This window comes from Streptomyces sp. NPDC048278, assembly GCF_040652195.1.
GTDB lineage: Bacteria > Actinomycetota > Actinomycetes > Streptomycetales > Streptomycetaceae > Streptomyces.
Window position 1 is genome coordinate 59,730 of the sequence record NZ_JBEZLP010000035.1, and the last position, 17,460, is coordinate 77,189.

A 17,460-nucleotide genomic window follows, 5' to 3' on the forward strand; every position below is an offset into this window, starting at 1 on the left:
CCCCTTTAGGGGCGCGGGGAACTGCGCGACCAGCCCCCACCGGCGCGCACCCACAGGAACACCTTCATGAACGGCCCATGAGAACCGTCCGCGACCTGCGAGAAGGTTCCTTACATCGGGCAAACGAGCTTCTCGCGGCGTTCTCAGCGGGCACTCAGGGAGCTCTCATGGTCGCGGGACAAGCTGTTTGTCATGACCGAGAGCTTCCGCCGCAGCGGCGAGTACGAGAACCCGCAGGGTCCCCAGGGTGACGCCTACCAGGGCGCGTACCCCCAGCAGCAGCACGCCTCCTCCCCCGTCAACCCGGAGTGGCCGCCCCCGCCCACCCACCAGCCGACGCAGCAGCCGTCGGCGCCCGCCGACGGCACGGCCGTACTCCCCACCGTCGGCCTCGACGCGGAGCACCCGGCGGAGCACGGAACGCACTCGGCCCCCAAGAAGCGCACCCGCGGCCCGATAGCCCTCCTCGCCGCGGTCGCCATCGTCGCGGCGGCCGTCGGCGGCGGCACCGCGTACGCCTTCCAGGAGCTGACCGGCAAGAACGACGTCGTCTCCAGCAGCACCACCACCAGCGTGGTGCCCTCCAGCAAGAAGGGCGACGTCGCCACCATCGCCGCCGCCGTCAGCCCGAGCGTCGTCGAGGTCAACGCGACCCTCAGCAACGGCACCTCCACCGGCTCCGGCGTCATCATCACCAGCAACGGCGAGATCGTCACCAACAACCACGTGATCTCGGGCGCCCAGTCGGTCAAGGTCTCCACCAGCGACGGCAAGTCGTACACCGCGAAGGTCGTCGGCACCGACAGCTCCAAGGACCTCGCGCTCCTCAAGCTCGAAGGCGCCTCCGGCCTCACCCCCGCCGTCCTCGGCAACTCCGACGGCGTCCAGGTCGGCGACACGGTCGTCGCGATCGGCTCCCCTGAGGGCCTGACCGGCACCGTCACCAGCGGCATCGTCTCCGCGCTCAACCGGGACGTGACCGTCTCCACCGACGAGGGCCAGCAGCAGGAGCAGCAGGGCGGCGGCAGCGGCCAGTGGCCGTTCTCCTTCGGCGGCCAGCAGTTCAACGGCGACACCGGTTCGTCCACCACGACCTACAAGGCGATCCAGACCGACGCGTCCCTCAACCCGGGCAACTCCGGCGGCGCGCTGATCGACGCCAGCGGCGACATCGTCGGCATCAACTCCGCGATGTACTCGGCCAGTTCGTCCTCCTCCTCGTCCTCCTCGGACGCGGGCAGCGTCGGCCTCGGCTTCGCCATCCCGATCAACACCGTCAAGTCCGACCTGGCCAAGCTGCGGTCGGGCTCCACCAGCTGAACCACCGGCACGAGCACGTAGGGAGTACGTCATGATCAAGCAGGTTTCGCACACGATGCCCGCCGACAGCCCGGCCGGGTTCAGCCTGGCCCTCGCCGTGGCGTACGAGCTCCACGCACCGACGGAGGCGGCGGTGGCCCCGACCCCGGCCCCGCGCGCCCCGGAGGTCGCACCGGCCCCGCAGCTGATGGGCCTGCGCACCTCGGCGGCCCGGCCGCACCAGCGCAAGGTGCCGCTGAGCCGCATGACCCTGGTCCGCGGCTAGGGGCGTACCGCCCCACCAGCGTGCATACCCGACAGCCGAGAAACATGCGAGGCTGAGAGGCGTCCCGACCCAGACCCACCGCACCCCGAGGAAACGCGAGCGATGAGCCCCGCCGATGGCGACCGTGAACCCCAGCGCATCCTGATCGTCGACGACGAGCCGGCCGTACGCGAGGCGCTCCAGCGCAGCCTCGCCTTCGAGGGGTACGAGACCGAGGTCGCGGTGGACGGCGCGGACGCACTGGAGAAGGCGACCGCCTACAAGCCGGACCTGATCGTCCTCGACATCCAGATGCCGCGCATGGACGGCATGACGGCCGCCCGCCGTATCCGCGGGGCGGGCGACACGACCCCGATCCTGATGCTCACGGCCCGCGACACGGTCGGCGACCGCGTCACCGGGCTCGACGCCGGGGCCGACGACTACCTGGTCAAGCCCTTCGAACTCGACGAACTCTTCGCCCGCATCCGTGCGCTGCTGCGCCGCAGCTCCTACGCGGCCTCGCTCTCCGAAGGCGTCCAGGAGGACGAGGCGCTCACCTTCGGCGACCTGCGCATGGACCTCGCGACCCGCGAGGTCACCCGGTCCGGCCGCCAGGTCGAGCTGACCCGCACGGAGTTCACCCTCCTGGAGATGTTCATGGCGCACCCGCGCCAGGTCCTCACCCGCGAGCAGATCCTCAAGGCCGTCTGGGGCTTCGACTTCGAGCCCTCCTCGAACTCCCTCGACGTCTACGTCATGTACCTCCGCCGCAAGACCGAGGCCGGCGGCGAGCCCCGCCTCGTCCACACCGTGCGCGGCGTGGGGTACGTCCTGCGCCAGGGCGGCGCCGAGTGAACAGGCTCACCGCCCGCTTCCGCACCCTCCCCCTCCGCGCCCGCCTGTCGATGCTGGTCGCGGCAGCGGTGGCGTTCGCGGTGGCTGCGGTGTCGGTGACGTGCTGGTTCATCGTGCAGGGGCAGCTGTACAACCAGGTCGACAACGACCTCCAGAAGGTGTCGGGCATGCGGGGTCCGCAGCTCGGCGATATCGCGGATGCCCTCAAGAACTGCCAGCACACCACGCAGGGCACGGTCACCGGGTTCCGGAACAGCTACTCCCAGGCGATCAAGGCTGACGGCACCGTCTGTGTCAGCCAGAACTCGGCGGGCACCATCAAGGTCACCCAGGCCGACAAGGACGTCATCAAGGAAGCGAGCAGCAACAAGGGCCTTCTCCGCAACGGCGTCGACAACAAGGGCAACGCCGTGCGGGTGTTGACCCTTCCGGCTCCGTTCATCGTCACGGACACCAATACCGGGACCAGCTCCCGCACAGCCCTGATGGTGGCCGTTCCCTTGAAGGGCACCCAGTCCACCCTCAACGAGCTGGCACTGGTTCTTCTGCTCGTCTCCGGCATCGGAGTCCTCGGCGCCGGAGCCGCTGGCCTCGCCGTCGCTCGTGCCGGTCTGCGCCCCGTCGACAAGCTCACGGAGGCCGTCGAGCACGTCGCCCGTACCGAGGACCTCAGCGTCCGCATCCCCGTGGAGGACGAGTCGGACGACGAGATCGCCCGTCTCTCCCGCTCCTTCAACAGCATGAACAGTTCGCTGGCGAGCTCCCGGGAGCTCCAGCAGCAGCTGATCGCGGACGCCGGCCACGAGCTCCGCACCCCCCTCACCTCGCTCCGTACGAACATCGAGCTCCTCACCCGCAGCGAGGAGACGGGCCGCCCCATCCCCCTGGCGGACCGCAAGGCGCTGCTCGCCTCGGTGAAGGCGCAGATGACGGAGTTGGCGTCGCTGATCGGCGACCTCCAGGAGCTGTCCCGCTCGGAGGGCCAGCGAGGCGAACGCGTCCAGGTGGTGGCCCTTCAGGACACGGTCGAGGCGGCCCTGCGCCGCGCCCGCCTGCGCGGCCCGGAGCTGACGATCACGGCGGACGTCCAGCCGTGGTTCGTACGGGCGGAGCCCTCCGCCCTGGAGCGCGCGATCGTCAACATCCTCGACAACGCGGTGAAGTTCAGCCCGGAGGGCGGCAAGATCGACGTCGCTCTGGACCGCGGCGTCCTCACCGTCCGCGACCACGGCCCCGGCATCGCCGAGGATGAACTCCCCCACGTCTTCGACCGCTTCTGGCGCTCCCCGAGCGCCCGCGCCCTCCCCGGCTCCGGCCTCGGCCTCTCCATCGTGGCCCGCACGGTCCAGCAGGCCGGCGGCGACGTCACCCTGGCCCGCGCCGACGGCGGCGGCACGGTGGCGACGGTACGGCTGCCGGGGGCGCCTACGGCTCCGCCAGAGGTTCCGTAGGCGCTTCGCCTCCCATCCAGAAAAGCTCTTCCACGATGATCTGGGGGTCTTCGAGACGGGGTACGAACGTGTACTTGAGCCAGCCGTTCTCGTAGTCGAAGAAGAGCACACGAGGGCCCTTCGGATCACTGGATCGGACCGGCGTGACCGTCATTCCGTTGGGGAGGCAGGCGTCCATCTCGATACCTCGGAAATAAGGATCCTTCGCGGTGACCAACTCAGCCCGCGCGGCGCGGACGATCTCACGAACGTGGCCGCCGTCGGTCACTCGCCGGGCTCCAGTTTCCGCACTCGGTGACGGATCTTCGAGGCCTCTTCGAGAAGGGCCCTGGCTTCGGCGCCGTCGGTGGACTCCGAGGCCCGGATTTCGAGATCGTGCACATGTGCGTCCAGCTCGGGATCGCGGGCGAGCGCGTACTCACCCCACCAGAAGGCCATGAACGCCGGCACAGGGGGAAGGTTGAAGGTGTCGGCACTTGAGGCAATTGCCCTTTTCCAGTGCCTGTCGAAGTCCGGAAGCAGCACGGGGGCGTGCTCCGCGATGGCCGCGCGCAGCGCCTTCGGTGTCCGCTCCGGCATCGGCGGGATGACCTGGTCGTTCTCCGTGGTGTGACCGGTCATGACCGATGCCCTCCTGCGACGCTTCAGGTCTACGACCATAGCCGCCCCGCACTCCGTGGATCAGTCGTTCGTGTCGTGGTCACGGGATCCAGCGTGTGGGCGGCAACGCCTCGAATATCAGGACTTCGGGCATATGTCACCCGAATGTGCGCCGACCGGCCTCTCCCTTGACCCCGGCCACGAACACGGACCAGGACGCGGCCGAGAAAAGGAGAGGACAGACGGCCGGGAGCTTGCTGTCCCGGACGGGGACTATGCCGGGGTGGCCGTCGGCGACCTCGACGCAGTTGTTGTCTCCCCCGTCGCTGTAGCTCGACTTGCGCCATACGGAGTTACTGAGGTCGGGGGTGCGGGTCATGATCCGTGCTCCTCCAGTAGGCCCCTGATGAACGCGAGCGAGTCCGGCGGGGACAGTGCCAGGTCGCGGAGCCGATCGTAGGACAGTCGTTCCCGAAGGATGTCGTCCGGATCTTCGAACAGCCAACCCTTGCTGTTGCCTTCCGTATAGGCGACAGCGCTTCCGTCCCGCTGCCAGAGCAGCGTCAGCGACCCGCTCATATGGTGGTGTGCCCCCGCGGAGAAGGGGAGTACCTGGAGCGTCACGTTGGGCCACTGCGCGGCAACCTCAAGATGGCGCAGCTGGTCCTGCCAGGTCTGGCCTTGCGCGGCGGGGCGCCGGAAGGCGAACTCGTCCACGATGAGCCGGACTTCGGGCTGCGGCTTCTGACTCAGGAGGTACTGCCTGCCCAGTCGTGCCGCCACCTGCTCCTCGACCGACTCGTCTCCGTCAGCCGTTGCCAGCGCCCCGGACAACACCTCACGGGCAAAGTCCTCGGTCTGGAGCAGTCCGGGAATGCCCGGCGAGAACTTCCACATGACCCGGGCCGTCGCCTCCAGCCCCATGAACTCCTTGTACTGGTCCTTGAACGCGTCCAGCCTCGCCACTCTCCAGTGGCTGACCAGCAGATCACCGGTGCCGTAATACCCGTCCAGGTCCTCCATCACCGTCACCTTGGACAGCCGCTCCCCGGACTCCAGCCGGCTCAGGTAGCTCTTGTCGTACCCCGTCTCGGCGGCCAGCTGCCCCAGCGACTTCCCGGCCTTGTCCCGCAGCACCCTCAGGGTCTGGCCCAGCACGGCCCGCCCGGAAACCGGCCCCGCGTCAGCTTGTTCGCCCACGTCACCTCTCCCCGTTGCCCGGCATGCGCCTCCTCCCCTGGACCAACCTCGACGGCCACCCCTGCTACCTCAGCGCCGACGACCACCGAAGCAGCCTCTCCCTCCTCGCGGACAGCGTCGAGGTGGCTCAACTCGCCTCGGGCAAGGACGTACTGGCCGGGGCCAGGGCCGTGCTCGCCGACGAGAAGGCGGGTGAGTTTGCCGTACGGTCCGCGCTGACCAGGGCGACCGAGTCTCTGGAAGACGTGATCCGGATCGCGGTCAGCCGCGGCGGGCGCCTGCTGGAGCACGGCGGGTGAGATCGCTTCCGGGACTCAGTAGAAGCCGAGCATTCCCGGGGAGTCGATGTCGATGGCAACGACCCCCGGTGGATAGCGGTCTTCACGGTCCGTCAGGAGGATCGACATCCCGTTGAAGTCGGGGCGCGGCAACGCCGCATACAGGGCGTGGCAGGTGTCGGCTCCGCCGTAGCCGTCTCGGATCATGGTTCCGACCGTGGCCGCTGCGGCCGTGTTCAGCGCGTCGACCTCGACGGACGAGAAGGCGAGGGCGCGGTGTGCGGTTCCCTCGTCCTCCGACTCGGCCTGCATGAGGCAGAGCGCCGGGATGCGCAGGAGATCGCCGGGGGTGCGCGCCATGTTCGCGGCCAGGAGGTTCAGCGTCTTGTGGCCGGCCGCCAATGCGCGGGTCGCGCTGGTGTCGAGGATGATCACGCCGCAGCGGTTCCCCTGGCCGCGCGCGCCTTCTCCGCGGCAATGCGACGGATGTTGCCCAGCACGTCAGGAGCCCGTTCGAACTCCTCGTCGCTGATGTCGAGCCCGATGACATCCCGCACCACCTGGCGATCGGCGGCGAGTCGCTCGGCGATCTGCCCGGCCGTGGGCTGCTGGGCCGCAAGTTCGTCCACGAGTTGCCCCAGAGTCAGCCCCCTTTCCTTGGCGATCTGCGCCAGGTGATCTCGGGCCTGCCGGGAGACCTGGATCGTGGTGGTGTCGGTCATGGCTCCACCATAGCCACCCCATAAAACGGGCGGAGCCTTCTTTCGTCGGCTTCACCCGTTCGTGGCACTCACCCGCGCTTCGGGCCCGTGATCGCCTCCCCGATCACGAAGCCCTTGGCGGGCCCGTCGGAGATGGTGACCTCGGTGCCGTAGGGGACGCGGTGGACTCCCACCCACTCGGCCCGCTCGGGTTCGGGTTCGGTGAGGACGGTTACGGTGCCGTGGCTGTCATGGTCGTCGATGACGACGTAGACCGGGATACCGGCGCGGGCGTACTCACGGCGCTTGCGGATGCGGTCGCGGTCCTGGTTGCGCTTGCCAGGAGAAACGACTTCGAAAACCACGCCGACCGCCGAGGCCTTCACACCGAGACCGTCTTCTTCCTCAACCAGCTCCGCGTCGCGAGGCGCCACGAACCCATCCGGAATCCATGCCTTGCGGGCGTGGATCACGTTCGTATCGTTCCAAGCGCCGCATTCACTGTCCTGCAGAAAGATCGCCAGCGCGTCCCGCAGTCGGTTCACGATCTGGGCGTGGGAAAAGCGTCCGGTGGGCGACACCTCGATGGCTCCCTCGATGATCTCAGCGCGGTAGCCCTCGGGGAGTTCCATGGCCTTCCATGCCTGCCACAGGACCTCGTCCAGGTCGGGAACGTTCACGATGTCAGCCGAAGCCTCGGACATGGTCTCGGGCCTCTCCTGTGCGAGAGCGGTCAAGGTGGCACCTCCTCATCAAGTGTGGGCTTGGCGTGACTGCGGCACAAGCAACGCGATCACGGTAGGTCGGACGAGACCGGTGACCTGGTGATATGACTCCAGACCACCCGTTCGAGCGATAACGAAACGGTCCGCCGACGGTCGGTCCGAGCCGCCTCCTGACGCCTCGGGAAGCAGCCTTATCCTCTCCCCAGTCGCGCACCCGTTCGGTGCGTGTGGGGAGGGGTTCGGATCGTGGACGAGGGTGGAGTCGTCGAGCGGGAGTACCGGAAGCGGCGGAAGCAGCCCCGGGCACAGCTCATGCTTCTGGGGCTGCTGCTGGTGAACGCGTTCGTCCAGACCAACCGGGTCTCCGCCGACGGGGGCAGTGGCAGGGACTGGTGGGGGCCGCCGGTCTTCGGGCTGGTCGTGTTCCTGGCGATCGCGCGGATCGCGCTGGAGCAGTTCCGGGCGCGCACCCGGGTCACGGCCGCCGGCATCACCGCGCAGGGGCCGGTGCGGGCGCGGACCTGGGCCTGGTCGGAGGTGTACGACATCCGGGTCGAGCAGGCGCCGCGCGGTTCCGGGCGGGCGGCCCCCCAGTGGCTCACCTACCTGTACGACTTCCAGGGCCGCCGCTTCCTGCTGCCGCACCTCGACGACTGGCAGGTGGACGACCCCTACGCCGAGGTCGCGGAGCTGTGCCTGGCCGCCGCCCCGCTGCGCAGCCTCACCTGGGAGCGCCGCCCGGACGTCGAGGAGCGGATCCTGCGCGGGGCCGTGCGGCGCAAGGCCGGAACGTGGGGGGCGTACGGAGCGCTCGGGGTCTTCTTCGTCTCGTTCGTGGTCGACATCTGGTGGGTCGCCACGGGGCGCCCGGACCATCCGTTCGTGCTGATGGTGTGCGTGCCCCTGGCCTCGGGCGTCGCCCTGGCCGCCGGGCTCGACCGGTACTGGCGCATCCGGCCGCCACGCACCCCGGCCCGGCAGCCGTAGCCCATCCACATCCCCCGCCCAGCCCCGTCACAGTCCCTCGTCACACTTTTGTCAGATGGCTGAGATGGCTCAGATGGCGAGGAAGATCCTGCTGGCCGACGACGACGCGGCCGTGCGGGACGGGATCGGCCGGCTGCTCAGGTTCGAGGGGTACGAGACGGTCCTCGCCGGGGACGGCAGAGTGGCGCTCGATCTCGTCGGGGCTCCGGAGAGCGCGCCCGACCTGGTGCTGATGGACGTGGAGATGCCGGGCCTGGACGGGCTGGCGGCCACCCGGCGGATCCGGGCGTCCGGGTCCACCGTGCCGATTCTCATGATCACCGGGCGGAATGCCGTGGGGGACCGCATCGTGGCCCTCGACAACGGGGCCGACGGGTATCTGGCCAAGCCGTTCGCCGCCGAGGAACTCCTCGCCCGGGTACGGGCGTTGCTGCGGCGCAGCCCGCGGCGCGAGGGGGCGGAGGGGGCGGAGGGGGCGGATCCGAGCGGGGACCGCCACCTCGGGTTCGACGACGTCTCGATGGACCTGCGCGCCCGGACCGTGCACCGTGGGGAGCAGGCCATCGACCTGACCAAGACCGAGTACGCGCTGCTGGAGTTCCTGCTGCGGCAGCCCGGGCGGGTGCTCAGCCGGGAGCGGATCCTGCGGGACGTGTGGGGCTTCGAGTTCGCGCCCGCGTCCAACACGCTGGACGTCTACATCATGTACCTGCGGCGGAAACTGGAGAGCCGCGGCGAACCGCGGCTCATCCACACCGTGCGCGGGATGGGGTACACCCTGCGGACGGTTCCCGCCAGCCGGGTCACCACCTGAGGATCATCGTCTCGTCCGGGACCGGCGCCGCCGACTCCGCCGCGATCGTCTCGGGGAGCGGGTGGGCCAGGGCCGCGTAGGCGCCGTCGCGGGCGAGGAGTTCGGCGTGGGTGCCGGCCTCCACCAGACGGCCGCGGTCGACGACCAGGATGCGGTCGGCGTCGGGGGCGAGGGTGAGGTCGTGCGTGATCATGATGGTCGTACGGCCGGCCATGAGCCTGCGCAGGGGGGCGACGACCTGGCGGGCGGCGATCGCGTCCAGGCCGGCCGTCGGCTCGTCGAGGACGAGGACCGGGGCGGCGCGGAGCATCGCGCGGGCGATGGCGATGCGTTGCAGCTGGCCGCCGGAGAGGGCGGCCGTGCCGGGGGCGATGTGGGTGTCGTAGCCCTCGGGGAGGGCGGTGATGAAGTCGTGGGCGGCGGCGTCGCGGGCGGCCTGCTCGATCTCGGTGTCCGTCGCGCCGGGGCGTCCGCACCCGATGTTCTCGCGGACCGTGCCGTTGAGGATCAGCGTCTGCTGCGGGAGCAGGGCGACGTTCTCACGGAGGAACTCCAGGGGGAGGTCGGTGAGCGGGACGCCGTCCAGGCAGATCACGCCGGCCGAGGGGTCGTAGAAGCGGGTGAGGAGCTTGGAGAGGGTGGACTTGCCGGCGCCGCTCCTGCCGGTGACCAGGATCAGTTCGCCGGGGCCCGCCGCGAACTCGACGTCGCGCAGGGAGGCCCGGGGGGACTCCGGGTAGCGGAAGGAGACGTGGTGGAAGCTGACCCAGCCGCGGACCGGCCAGGGGCCGACGGGTGCGGCGGGGTCGGTGACGGCGGGCTCGGCGTCCAGGATCTCGCCGATGCGCTCGGCGCCCGCGGTGGCGGCGGTGAGGGTGAGGCCGAGCTGGCCGAGGTTGCGGATCGGCGGGTAGAGGTAGCCGAGGAAGGCGGCGAAGGCGAGGAGCTGGCCGAGGGTCATGCGGCCGGCGGAGATCTCCCACACTCCGAGGCCGATGACGGACAGGACGCACACGGTCTCCACGACCTCGACGAACTGCGCGTACATCTCGCTGAGGCGGGCGCCGCGCACGCTCGCCCGCATCCAGGCGCGGGCCTCGACGTCGAGGCGCTTCTCCTCGTCCCGGCGGCGGTTGTAGGCCTGGGTGAGGACGACGTTGCCGAGGGACTCCTCCACCACGGAGGTGATCGCGCCGTCGGCGACCCGCTCGTCCTGGGAGGCGGTCCTGATCCGGCCGGAGAAGCGGCGGGCGGCGAAGAGGAAGAGGGGCGCGAGGACGAAGGTGGCCAGGGCCAGGTCCCAGCGCAGCCAGAACGCGGCGGTCGCGTAGAAGACGGCGGAGAAGGCGGCGGCGACGGTGCCGACCACGCCGGAGACGACCATCTGCTCGATGGCCTCGACGTCACCGGTGAGGCGTTCCACCAGGTCGCCCTGGCGGTGCTTCTGGAAGAAGTGCGGGGGCAGGTCCTGGACGTGCCGGAAGACCTTGGCGCGCAGCCGCAGGACGAATCTCTCGGCGGTCCAGGTGGCCAGCGAGTTGCCGAGGTAGCCGACGAGCGCGCCCACCGCGGCGACCAGCAGCCAGGCGCCGGCCGGGCCCCAGAAGGCGGAGAGCGAACCGGCCGCCAGGGCGTTGTCGGTGAGGTTCGCGAAGAGCAGGATCGCGGCGGTCTCGGCGAGCGCGGACACCACGACACACGCGATGATCATCCACAGCCACCTGCGGTCGCCGCGGGTCAGCGGCCAGAAGCGGCGGAAGGCCGTACGGGCCTCTCTCATGGTCTACAACTCCCTTCGGGGACGGTGTCGGTACGGACATGGCCGAGGCGGGGCCACCGGTGCGACCACGCGTAACCGGTGACCCCGCCTCACTGCGTACCTCAGTGCTGGTCGCCGACGGGACGCTTCGGCTCCGGCTTCTTCGGCGCGGGCTTCTTCGGGGCCGGGGCCGGCTTGCGGTGCTTCTTGACGGGGACGATCTTGTGGAAGCTCATGGTGCTGTTCCTCTCCCTGACGACTTGTGTCGTGGTTCTGCAACAGTTTTTCTACTGTCCCGCTGCAATAACCTGTGAATTGATTTGAATTACGTCTGTAAATTCTTTGTCAGCGCTCGTCGCCGACCGGGCGACGCTTCGGGGCCGGCTTCTTCGGCGCGGGCTTCTTCGGAGCCGGAGCGGGCTTGCGGGTCTTCTTGACGGGGACGATCTTGTGGAAGCTCATGGGAATTCCCTCCTCTGGGCCGGTGAGTTAGCGGTTGCCGACAGGGCGCTTGGGCTGGGACTTCTTGCAGTCCTTCTTCTTCGGAGCCGGCTTCGGGGCGGGCTTCTCGGTCTTCTTCACCGGGACGATCTTGTGGAAGCTCATGATCTTCTCCTTCGTTCCGTCGTCCGCGCCGTTCGCTTTCGACATGGAAAACATTACGCGGTCCGAGAGCCGGAGAAAGCCATTTTCAGTTAGACCTCGATGAATTGCGGCTGAGACGAATTTTCAGGAGCAACCGGGAACCGTTCACTGCCTCACCTAGGTTTTATCCAGCAGATCCAGCACAGATCCAACAGAAAGGGCCCGGTGCGCACGGGTGTGCGTACCGGGCCCTGGGCGGGGCTGGGCGGTGCCTACTGCACGATCATGATCCGGTCCGTGGCCGGCGGCGCGAGCGGGCTCGTGGCCGAGGAGTTGGCCGTCAGGTACTGGGCGAGGGCGGAGAGGTCGTCGGTGCCGACCAGGTCGCCGGTGCCCTGGCCGAGGGTGGTGAAGCCGTCGCCGCCGCCCGCGAGGAAGGAGTTGGTGGCGACGCGGTAGGTGGCGGCCGGGTCGATGGCCGTGCCGTTCAGCTTCACGGAATCGGCGACGACACGGTCCGCGCCCGTCTTCGTCAGGTCCAGCGTGTAGGTGAGCCCCTTGGAAGGCTGCAGGATCTTCGGGGCAGCGGCGTTGCTGCCGCTCACCTGCTCCTTGAGCACCTGGATCAGCTGGGCCCCGGTGAAGTCCTGGAGGTTCACGGTGTTGGCGAAGGGCTGGACCGTGAAGCCCTCGGCGTACGTCACGACGCCGTCGCCCTCACTCCCCTTCGCCGCGTACGTCAGCCCGGCCCGCACCCCGCCCGGGTTCATCAGCGCGAGGTCGGTCTCCGGGTCCAGCTCCTTGCCGTAGGCGAACTGGGCGTCGGCGATCAGGTCGCCCATCGGGGACTCGGTGCCGGTGCTGTTGACGTCGGCGGAGATGTAGCCGATGGCACGGTTGCCGATCGGGGCGGCGAGGGTGTTCCACCTGCTGATCAGGTCGGTCATGTCGGGCGCCTTGGCGACGTCCCGGGTGACCACGTGGTTCGCCGACTGCACGGCCGTACGCGCGATGTCGCCGGTGCGGCGGTCGTACGTGAGGGTGGTGTCGGTGTAGAGGCGACCGAAGGAGGCGGCGGAGGTGACCATGCGGGGGTTGCCGGCCGCGTCGTCGATGGTGCAGACGTACGCGGTGTGGGTGTGGCCGGTCACCAGCGCGTCCACCGCCGGGGTCACGTTCTTCGCGATGTCGACGATCGGGCCGGAGATGCCGCTGCCGGCGCCCGCGGAGTCGCAGTCGTAGTTGTAGTTGGAGGAGGCCGGGAAGCCGCCCTCGTGGACCAGCGCCACGATCGACTGGACACCCTGGCGCTGGAGCACCTTGGCGTACTTGTTGATGGTCTCGACCTCGTCCTTGAAGGCCAGGCCCTTGACGCCGTCGGCGGAGACGATGCCGGGCGTGCCCTCCAGGGTGACGCCGATGAAGCCGATCTTCACGTCCTTCTTCTGCCAGACCCAGTACGGCTTGAGGATCGGCTTGTCCGTCTTCTCGTCGAGGACGTTGGCCGCGAGGTAGGGGAAGTCGGCGCCCTTGAACTTCTTGCCGGTGTAGCAGCCGTCGGTGGGGTGGCAGCCGCCGTTCTGGAGGCGGGCCAGCTCCCTGGCGCCCTCGTCGAACTCGTGGTTGCCGACCGTCGTGACGTCCAGGTCGAGCTTGTTGAGCGCCTCGATGGTCGGCTCGTCGTGGAAGAGCCCGGAGATGAGCGGGGAGGCGCCCACCATGTCGCCGCCGGCGGCGGTGACGGAGTACTTCTTGCCCTTGCGGGCCTCCCGCAGGTGGGTGGCGAGGTACTCGACACCACCGGCGTCGATCGTCTTCGTCGTTCCGTCGGCCTGGGTCTCGGTGACCCGGCCCGAGGAGCCGGACGGCGGCTCCAGGTTGCCGTGCAGGTCGTTGAAGGAGAGCAGCTGGACGTCCTGGTAGCGGCTGGGGCCGTGGTGCCCGTGCCCCTTGTCGGAGTGCGCGTCGGCGGGCAGCGCGCTCGCCAGGGCTGCGACGGTCGCGAGCCCTGCGGCCGACGCGAGCAGCGCGTACGAACGCCGTCTGGACGGTCTGGACTTCGCTTGCATGGAACCCCCCTGTGGGTCTGCTGAGAAGTGGCCCGGTCCGGCGCAGCCTAGGGTCAACGCGCGTAGCGCAACAGGGGGTTCATGGTTACATCTTGGTTGCCGGTTGCCCTGCCCTTTACCTTTCCCCGGTGCCCGCACTTTGCCGATCCCGCCCCGTACCCTCGTACGCATGACCAGCGACGACACCGCACGGCCGCCCATGTACTCCCGCTCCATCGACACCTACTCCGCGCTCACCCCGGATCAGGCCGAGGCCGTACGGGAACTGCTGGCGCGGGCCGCCGAGGCCGACGGCCAGCAGCCGGTGTCCGAGCAGGGCCGCCTGCAGCTGAGCGGCGGCGCCCGGGCGGGCGTCTCCCATCTGCTCCTCTCCGTCGGCGACGAACTCGTCGGCTACGCCCAGCTGGAGGACACCGACCCGGTGGAGGCGCCGGCCGCGGAGCTGGTCGTGCACCCGGCCCACCGGGGCCACGGCCACGGCCGCGCGCTGGGCGCCGCCCTGCTGGCCGCGTCCGGCAAGCGGCTGCGGGTCTGGGCGCACGGCGGGCACTCGGCGGCCCGCCACCTCGCGCAGGTCCTCGGCCTCACGCTGTTCCGCGAACTGCGCCAGATGCGCCGCCCGTTGACCGACCTGGACCTGCCGGACCCGAAGCTGCCGGAGGGCGTCACCGTCCGCACCTTCGTCCCCGGCCGGGACGACACGGCCTGGCTCGCCCTCAACGCCGCCGCCTTCGCCCACCACCCGGAACAGGGCTCGCTCACCCAGCGCGACCTGGACGACCGCAAGGCCCTGCCCTGGTTCGACCCGGCCGGCTTCTTCCTCGCGGAGCGCGGCGGCGAACTCCTCGGCTTCCACTGGACGAAGGTCCACGACGCGGAACGCCTCGGCGAGGTCTACGTCCTCGGCGTCTCCCCCACCGCCCAGGGCGGCGGCCTCGGCAAGTCCCTCACCACCGTCGGCCTCCGCCACCTGGCCGACCTCGGCCTGCCCACGGCGATGCTGTACGTCGACGCCGACAACACGGCTGCGGTCGCGGTCTACGAACGCCTGGGGTTCACGACCCACGAGACGGACCTGATGTACCGGACGGAGACCTGAGGGAGGCCGGGAGGGAGACCTTGAGGGAGACCTTGAGGGTCCCTCACCGGTTCGGCGGTCGCCTGCGGTTGATCAGGTAGGCGGACCTGCCGAGCACGGCGACGGCGACCGCCGCGGCGACGACCTTGACGAGGGGCCCGGCGCCGCCCGCCAGGGTGGCCGCGGCGAGGACGAGGACCACGGCGGCCGAGAGCCAGGGCATCGCCCTCTCGGCCGGCCCCCCGTCCCGGAAGGGATGGTCCACACCCGCCTCCACGCTCCGCCTGACGTCTGTCGCCGTCGCCTGTCGCCTGTCGCCTGTCGCCTGTCGCCTCCATCATGCCCCCGTCAGCCCGCCTGGCAGTCGTCCGGCCCCTTCGGTGTCTTCACGCCGAGCAGGCGGGCCGCCTCGGTGGTCGTCGTGTGCGGTGAGACCAGTTGCTGCCAGTGGGACTTCACCCGGGCGGCGATCGTGTCGTGCGGCTCGCGGAACAGCTCGCGTACGACCTCGGTCTGCTGGGCCGAGACGGACATGCTGCCGCCGTCGGGGGTGAGGACCGCGGCCGGGCCCGCGAGGCTGTCGTCGATGCGGAGGCGGCGGAAGGTGTCCTCGGGGGTGGGGTCGGTGGCGAGGGCCAGCCACATCGTGGTGACCGGGCGGGCGTCGCACATCTCGACGGAGGCCCGCTCGTTGCCCGCGACCAGGACCCGGGCGACGCCGACCGCGAACTCGGGGACCCGGTTGCCGCCCCACTGGGTGCCGACGGTGACCGTGCCCGGGGTGGAGCTGGTCGGGAGGGTGGCGTCCGTGGTGAGGTCGGTGATCTCCTGGATGCGCTGGCGGACGGTGAGGCGGGTGGTGGCCTGTTCGCCGCCCGCCTCGGACCGGACCCGGCGCACCGCTCCGGCCCAGTCGACCGTCCAGCCCTTCCAGTCCGGGTACGCGCAGTACCGGGAGCCGGCCCGCTCCACGCACGTCTGGAACTGCGCCGGGTGGTCCGCCTCCGCCTTGCGCTGGGCCTGAAGCCCCGTGGAGTCCCCCGGCGCCTGCCCGGCCACGCCGGCCACCGCCGCCACCAGGGCCACGGCGGTCGCCGCCTTCAGGAACCGCGCCCGGCCGCCGGCCACCAGCATCGCCACGCACACCAGCAGCACCGTCAGACCCAGCAGATACAGCGCGTGCCAGTTCGCCGGGCGGCCCAGCAGTTCGCCGGGGACCGGGGTGCCGCCGTTCTGCAGCACCGCCGGCCACAGCCAGTCCACGCCGTGCGTGCCCGAGCCGCCGGGCAGCAGGCTGGTGCCGAACCCGATCGCGAGCAGGAAGAGCAGCGGGGCCGCCGGGTGGGGCATGATCCGGGCCAGCAGCACGCCGACCGCACCGGCGAGCAGGACGGTCAGCGGGGCCACCGCCAGTTCGAACACCGAGCCGTGGCCGACCGCGCCCGGCCGCAGCGCCGCCCAGGCGAACTGGACGTCGACGACCAGGGCCACGCCCACCGCGAAGGGCACGACGGACAGGGCGTGGGCGAGCGTGCGGCGCGCGGGCGACATCGCCAGCACCCCGAACTGCTCCTCCAGGCCGCGCCGCCGCGCGAGCAGCGCCGCCCGGTGCACGCACACCAGCAGGGCCACGGCGAACAGCTCCGGGCCGCCCTGGGTGGAGCGGTCCACGTCGTGCAGGACGGGATACGCGTCCATGCCCTCGCCCCGGGCGAACAGGCCGTAGCCGACGTAGACGAGGTACAGCAGGCCGAAGACCAGCAGCGGGATCTGCAGGAGGAGCTGGCGGGCCTCGAACACGGCCAGGGCGAAGACCGACGCGGACGCGGTGTCGCGCTCGTGGTCCCCGCGTCCTGCCGTCTCGGACTCCCGCACGAGTACGGTCGTCATGCCGCCGTCACCTCCGTGCCCACGGTGCCCGCGCTGCCCGTCGCGTTCTCCTCGTCGAGGACCAGCAGGTAGCCGTCCTCCAGGGTCGGTTCGAGCAGGTCGGCGCCGGTGGGCGGATCGCCGACGTTGCGGAAGGTGCCGGTGCCGGTGCGCCAGCCCGCCCGTGCGCCCGGGGCGCGTTCCGTACTGCTCCACACCCGGCCGGCCGCGCGGGCCGTCAGCTGGGCCGGTGTGCCGTCGAAACGGACCCGGCCCTCGGCGAGCACGACCACCCGGTTGCAGAGCATCGCCACGTCCTCGGTCTGGTGGGTGGACAGCAGCACCGTGCGGCCCTCGCCGGCCTCCGCGATCAACTCCCGGAAGCGCATGCGCTGTTCGGGGTCGAGTCCGACCGTCGGCTCGTCCAGGACCAGGAACCGGGGGTCGCCGACGAGCGCGGCGGCCAGCGCGACCCGCTGCCGCATCCCGCCGGAGAGCCGCTTGATCCGCCTGCCGCGTACGTCGGCGAGACCGACCTGGTCCAGGACGTGCCGGACCTCGCGATGACGGCCGCCCCGGTCGGTGCGCTCCTTGAGGATGGCGACGTAGTCGACGAACTCGAAGGCCGTGAAGTCCGGGTGGAAGCCGGGGGTCTGCGGGAGGTAGCCGAGCGTGCGGCGGACCGCGAGCCGGCCGGCCGGGGTGGCCGGGTCCTCGCCGTACACCGTGAAGGCGCCGCCGTCCGGCGGTACGGCGGTGGCGAGGACCCTCAACAGGGTCGTCTTCCCGGCGCCGTTGGGCCCGAGCAGGCCCGTGACGCCTTCCCTCAGGGACAGGGTGACGCCGTCGAGCGCCGGGGTGCCGCCGTAGCGCACGGTGAGGCCGGCGGCGGAGACAGTGGTGGTCAAGGTAGGACTCCAGC

At 70.3% G+C, this 17,460-nt stretch carries 21 protein-coding genes; 8 read left to right on the forward strand and 13 right to left on the reverse strand.

Translation table 11 applies throughout. From position 1 onward, the window contains the following. The first annotated feature begins 192 nt into the window (after positions 1–192). The 4 genes from AB0D74_RS40300 (at position 193) to AB0D74_RS40315 (ending at position 3,873) form a co-directional block, all read left to right on the forward strand. Entirely contained in the window at positions 193–1,320 is a 1,128-nt protein-coding gene (locus AB0D74_RS40300) for a trypsin-like peptidase domain-containing protein (RefSeq protein ID WP_362598486.1), read from the forward strand. A 31-nt stretch (positions 1,321–1,351) separates the two neighbouring features. After that, positions 1,352–1,585 (forward strand): hypothetical protein, encoded by a 234-nt coding sequence (locus tag AB0D74_RS40305; RefSeq protein ID WP_362598489.1) that lies wholly within the window; start codon positions 1,352–1,354, stop codon positions 1,583–1,585. A gap of 102 nt (positions 1,586–1,687) precedes the next feature. Beyond that, positions 1,688–2,422 carry a response regulator transcription factor gene (locus AB0D74_RS40310; protein WP_362598492.1) on the forward strand — a complete coding sequence of 245 codons (735 nt, stop codon included), beginning with the start codon at positions 1,688–1,690 and terminating at the stop codon, positions 2,420–2,422. After that, entirely contained in the window at positions 2,419–3,873 is a 1,455-nt protein-coding gene (locus tag AB0D74_RS40315; protein WP_362598495.1) for a HAMP domain-containing sensor histidine kinase, read from the forward strand. The genes AB0D74_RS40310 and AB0D74_RS40315 overlap by 4 nt, the downstream gene beginning before the upstream one ends. Here AB0D74_RS40315 and AB0D74_RS40320 read toward each other — a convergent pair. The 4 genes from AB0D74_RS40320 to AB0D74_RS40335 form a co-directional block, all read right to left on the reverse strand. Then, positions 3,848–4,141 (reverse strand): hypothetical protein, encoded by a 294-nt coding sequence (locus AB0D74_RS40320; protein ID WP_362598498.1) that lies wholly within the window; start codon positions 4,139–4,141, stop codon positions 3,848–3,850. The two genes, AB0D74_RS40315 and AB0D74_RS40320, sit on opposite strands and share 26 nt — an antisense overlap. Further along, positions 4,138–4,494, reverse strand: a complete 357-nt coding sequence (locus AB0D74_RS40325; protein WP_362598501.1) for a DUF6247 family protein — start codon at positions 4,492–4,494, stop codon at positions 4,138–4,140. Before AB0D74_RS40325 ends, AB0D74_RS40320 begins: the two co-directional genes overlap by 4 nt. 136 nt (positions 4,495–4,630) lie before the next feature. Beyond that, positions 4,631–4,852, reverse strand: coding sequence for a DUF397 domain-containing protein (locus tag AB0D74_RS40330; protein ID WP_362598503.1), 222 nt, complete (start codon positions 4,850–4,852; stop codon positions 4,631–4,633). After that, complete coding sequence (locus AB0D74_RS40335; protein ID WP_362598506.1) at positions 4,849–5,673, reverse strand: helix-turn-helix transcriptional regulator; 825 nt, start codon at positions 5,671–5,673, stop codon at positions 4,849–4,851. Before AB0D74_RS40335 ends, AB0D74_RS40330 begins: the two co-directional genes overlap by 4 nt. A 23-nt stretch (positions 5,674–5,696) precedes the next feature. Between AB0D74_RS40335 and AB0D74_RS40340 the strand changes: the two genes are divergently transcribed. Then, the gene (locus tag AB0D74_RS40340; protein WP_362598509.1) at positions 5,697–5,972 is read left to right on the forward strand and encodes a hypothetical protein; all 276 of its coding nucleotides are present in this window, start codon (positions 5,697–5,699) and stop codon (positions 5,970–5,972) included. 15 nt (positions 5,973–5,987) lie between these two features. On the opposite strand, the gene AB0D74_RS40345 is transcribed toward AB0D74_RS40340, so the two are convergent. The 3 genes from AB0D74_RS40345 to AB0D74_RS40355 all read right to left on the reverse strand — a co-directional run bounded on the left by AB0D74_RS40345 (position 5,988) and on the right by AB0D74_RS40355 (position 7,389). After that, positions 5,988–6,386: a hypothetical protein gene (locus AB0D74_RS40345; RefSeq protein ID WP_362598512.1), complete on the reverse strand. Its 399-nt coding sequence runs from the start codon at positions 6,384–6,386 to the stop codon at positions 5,988–5,990. Then, the gene (locus tag AB0D74_RS40350) at positions 6,383–6,673 is read right to left on the reverse strand and encodes a hypothetical protein (protein WP_362598515.1); all 291 of its coding nucleotides are present in this window, start codon (positions 6,671–6,673) and stop codon (positions 6,383–6,385) included. The genes AB0D74_RS40345 and AB0D74_RS40350 overlap by 4 nt, the downstream gene beginning before the upstream one ends. Positions 6,674–6,741: 68 nt before the next feature. After that, on the reverse strand, positions 6,742–7,389 hold the full coding sequence (locus AB0D74_RS40355; protein ID WP_362598518.1) for a Uma2 family endonuclease: 648 nt from the start codon (positions 7,387–7,389) through the stop codon (positions 6,742–6,744). Positions 7,390–7,623: 234 nt separating this feature from the next. On the opposite strand from AB0D74_RS40355, the gene AB0D74_RS40360 reads away from it, so the two are divergent. Both AB0D74_RS40360 and AB0D74_RS40365 read left to right on the forward strand, forming a co-directional pair. Continuing rightward, positions 7,624–8,364 (forward strand): PH domain-containing protein, encoded by a 741-nt coding sequence (locus AB0D74_RS40360; protein ID WP_362598521.1) that lies wholly within the window; start codon positions 7,624–7,626, stop codon positions 8,362–8,364. A 64-nt stretch (positions 8,365–8,428) separates the two neighbouring features. After that, the gene (locus AB0D74_RS40365; RefSeq protein WP_362598657.1) at positions 8,429–9,178 is read left to right on the forward strand and encodes a response regulator transcription factor; all 750 of its coding nucleotides are present in this window, start codon (positions 8,429–8,431) and stop codon (positions 9,176–9,178) included. On the opposite strand, the gene AB0D74_RS40370 is transcribed toward AB0D74_RS40365, so the two are convergent. From AB0D74_RS40370 to AB0D74_RS40380, 3 genes are all read right to left on the reverse strand, one after another. Then, positions 9,168–10,958, reverse strand: a complete 1,791-nt coding sequence (locus tag AB0D74_RS40370) for an ABC transporter ATP-binding protein (RefSeq protein ID WP_362598524.1) — start codon at positions 10,956–10,958, stop codon at positions 9,168–9,170. The two genes, AB0D74_RS40365 and AB0D74_RS40370, sit on opposite strands and share 11 nt — an antisense overlap. Positions 10,959–11,426: 468 nt before the next feature. Next, positions 11,427–11,588 (reverse strand): hypothetical protein, encoded by a 162-nt coding sequence (locus tag AB0D74_RS40375; protein ID WP_362598527.1) that lies wholly within the window; start codon positions 11,586–11,588, stop codon positions 11,427–11,429. Between the two features lie 206 nt (positions 11,589–11,794). Next, the gene (locus AB0D74_RS40380; RefSeq protein WP_362598530.1) at positions 11,795–13,591 is read right to left on the reverse strand and encodes a bifunctional metallophosphatase/5'-nucleotidase; all 1,797 of its coding nucleotides are present in this window, start codon (positions 13,589–13,591) and stop codon (positions 11,795–11,797) included. Between the two features lie 169 nt (positions 13,592–13,760). Here AB0D74_RS40380 and mshD point away from each other — a divergent pair, with 169 nt between their 5' ends. Next, positions 13,761–14,690 carry a mycothiol synthase gene (gene mshD, locus AB0D74_RS40385; protein WP_362598533.1) on the forward strand — a complete coding sequence of 310 codons (930 nt, stop codon included), beginning with the start codon at positions 13,761–13,763 and terminating at the stop codon, positions 14,688–14,690. A gap of 43 nt (positions 14,691–14,733) precedes the next feature. Here the strand turns inward: mshD and AB0D74_RS40390 are convergent, their stop codons facing one another. The 3 genes from AB0D74_RS40390 to AB0D74_RS40400 all read right to left on the reverse strand — a co-directional run bounded on the left by AB0D74_RS40390 (position 14,734) and on the right by AB0D74_RS40400 (position 17,446). Then, positions 14,734–14,934 (reverse strand): hypothetical protein, encoded by a 201-nt coding sequence (locus AB0D74_RS40390; RefSeq protein ID WP_362598535.1) that lies wholly within the window; start codon positions 14,932–14,934, stop codon positions 14,734–14,736. An 83-nt stretch (positions 14,935–15,017) separates the two neighbouring features. Beyond that, positions 15,018–16,559 carry an ABC transporter permease gene (locus AB0D74_RS40395; protein WP_362598538.1) on the reverse strand — a complete coding sequence of 514 codons (1,542 nt, stop codon included), beginning with the start codon at positions 16,557–16,559 and terminating at the stop codon, positions 15,018–15,020. Further along, positions 16,556–17,446 carry an ABC transporter ATP-binding protein gene (locus AB0D74_RS40400; RefSeq protein WP_362598541.1) on the reverse strand — a complete coding sequence of 297 codons (891 nt, stop codon included), beginning with the start codon at positions 17,444–17,446 and terminating at the stop codon, positions 16,556–16,558. The genes AB0D74_RS40395 and AB0D74_RS40400 overlap by 4 nt, the downstream gene beginning before the upstream one ends. Positions 17,447–17,460: the final 14 nt, after the last annotated feature.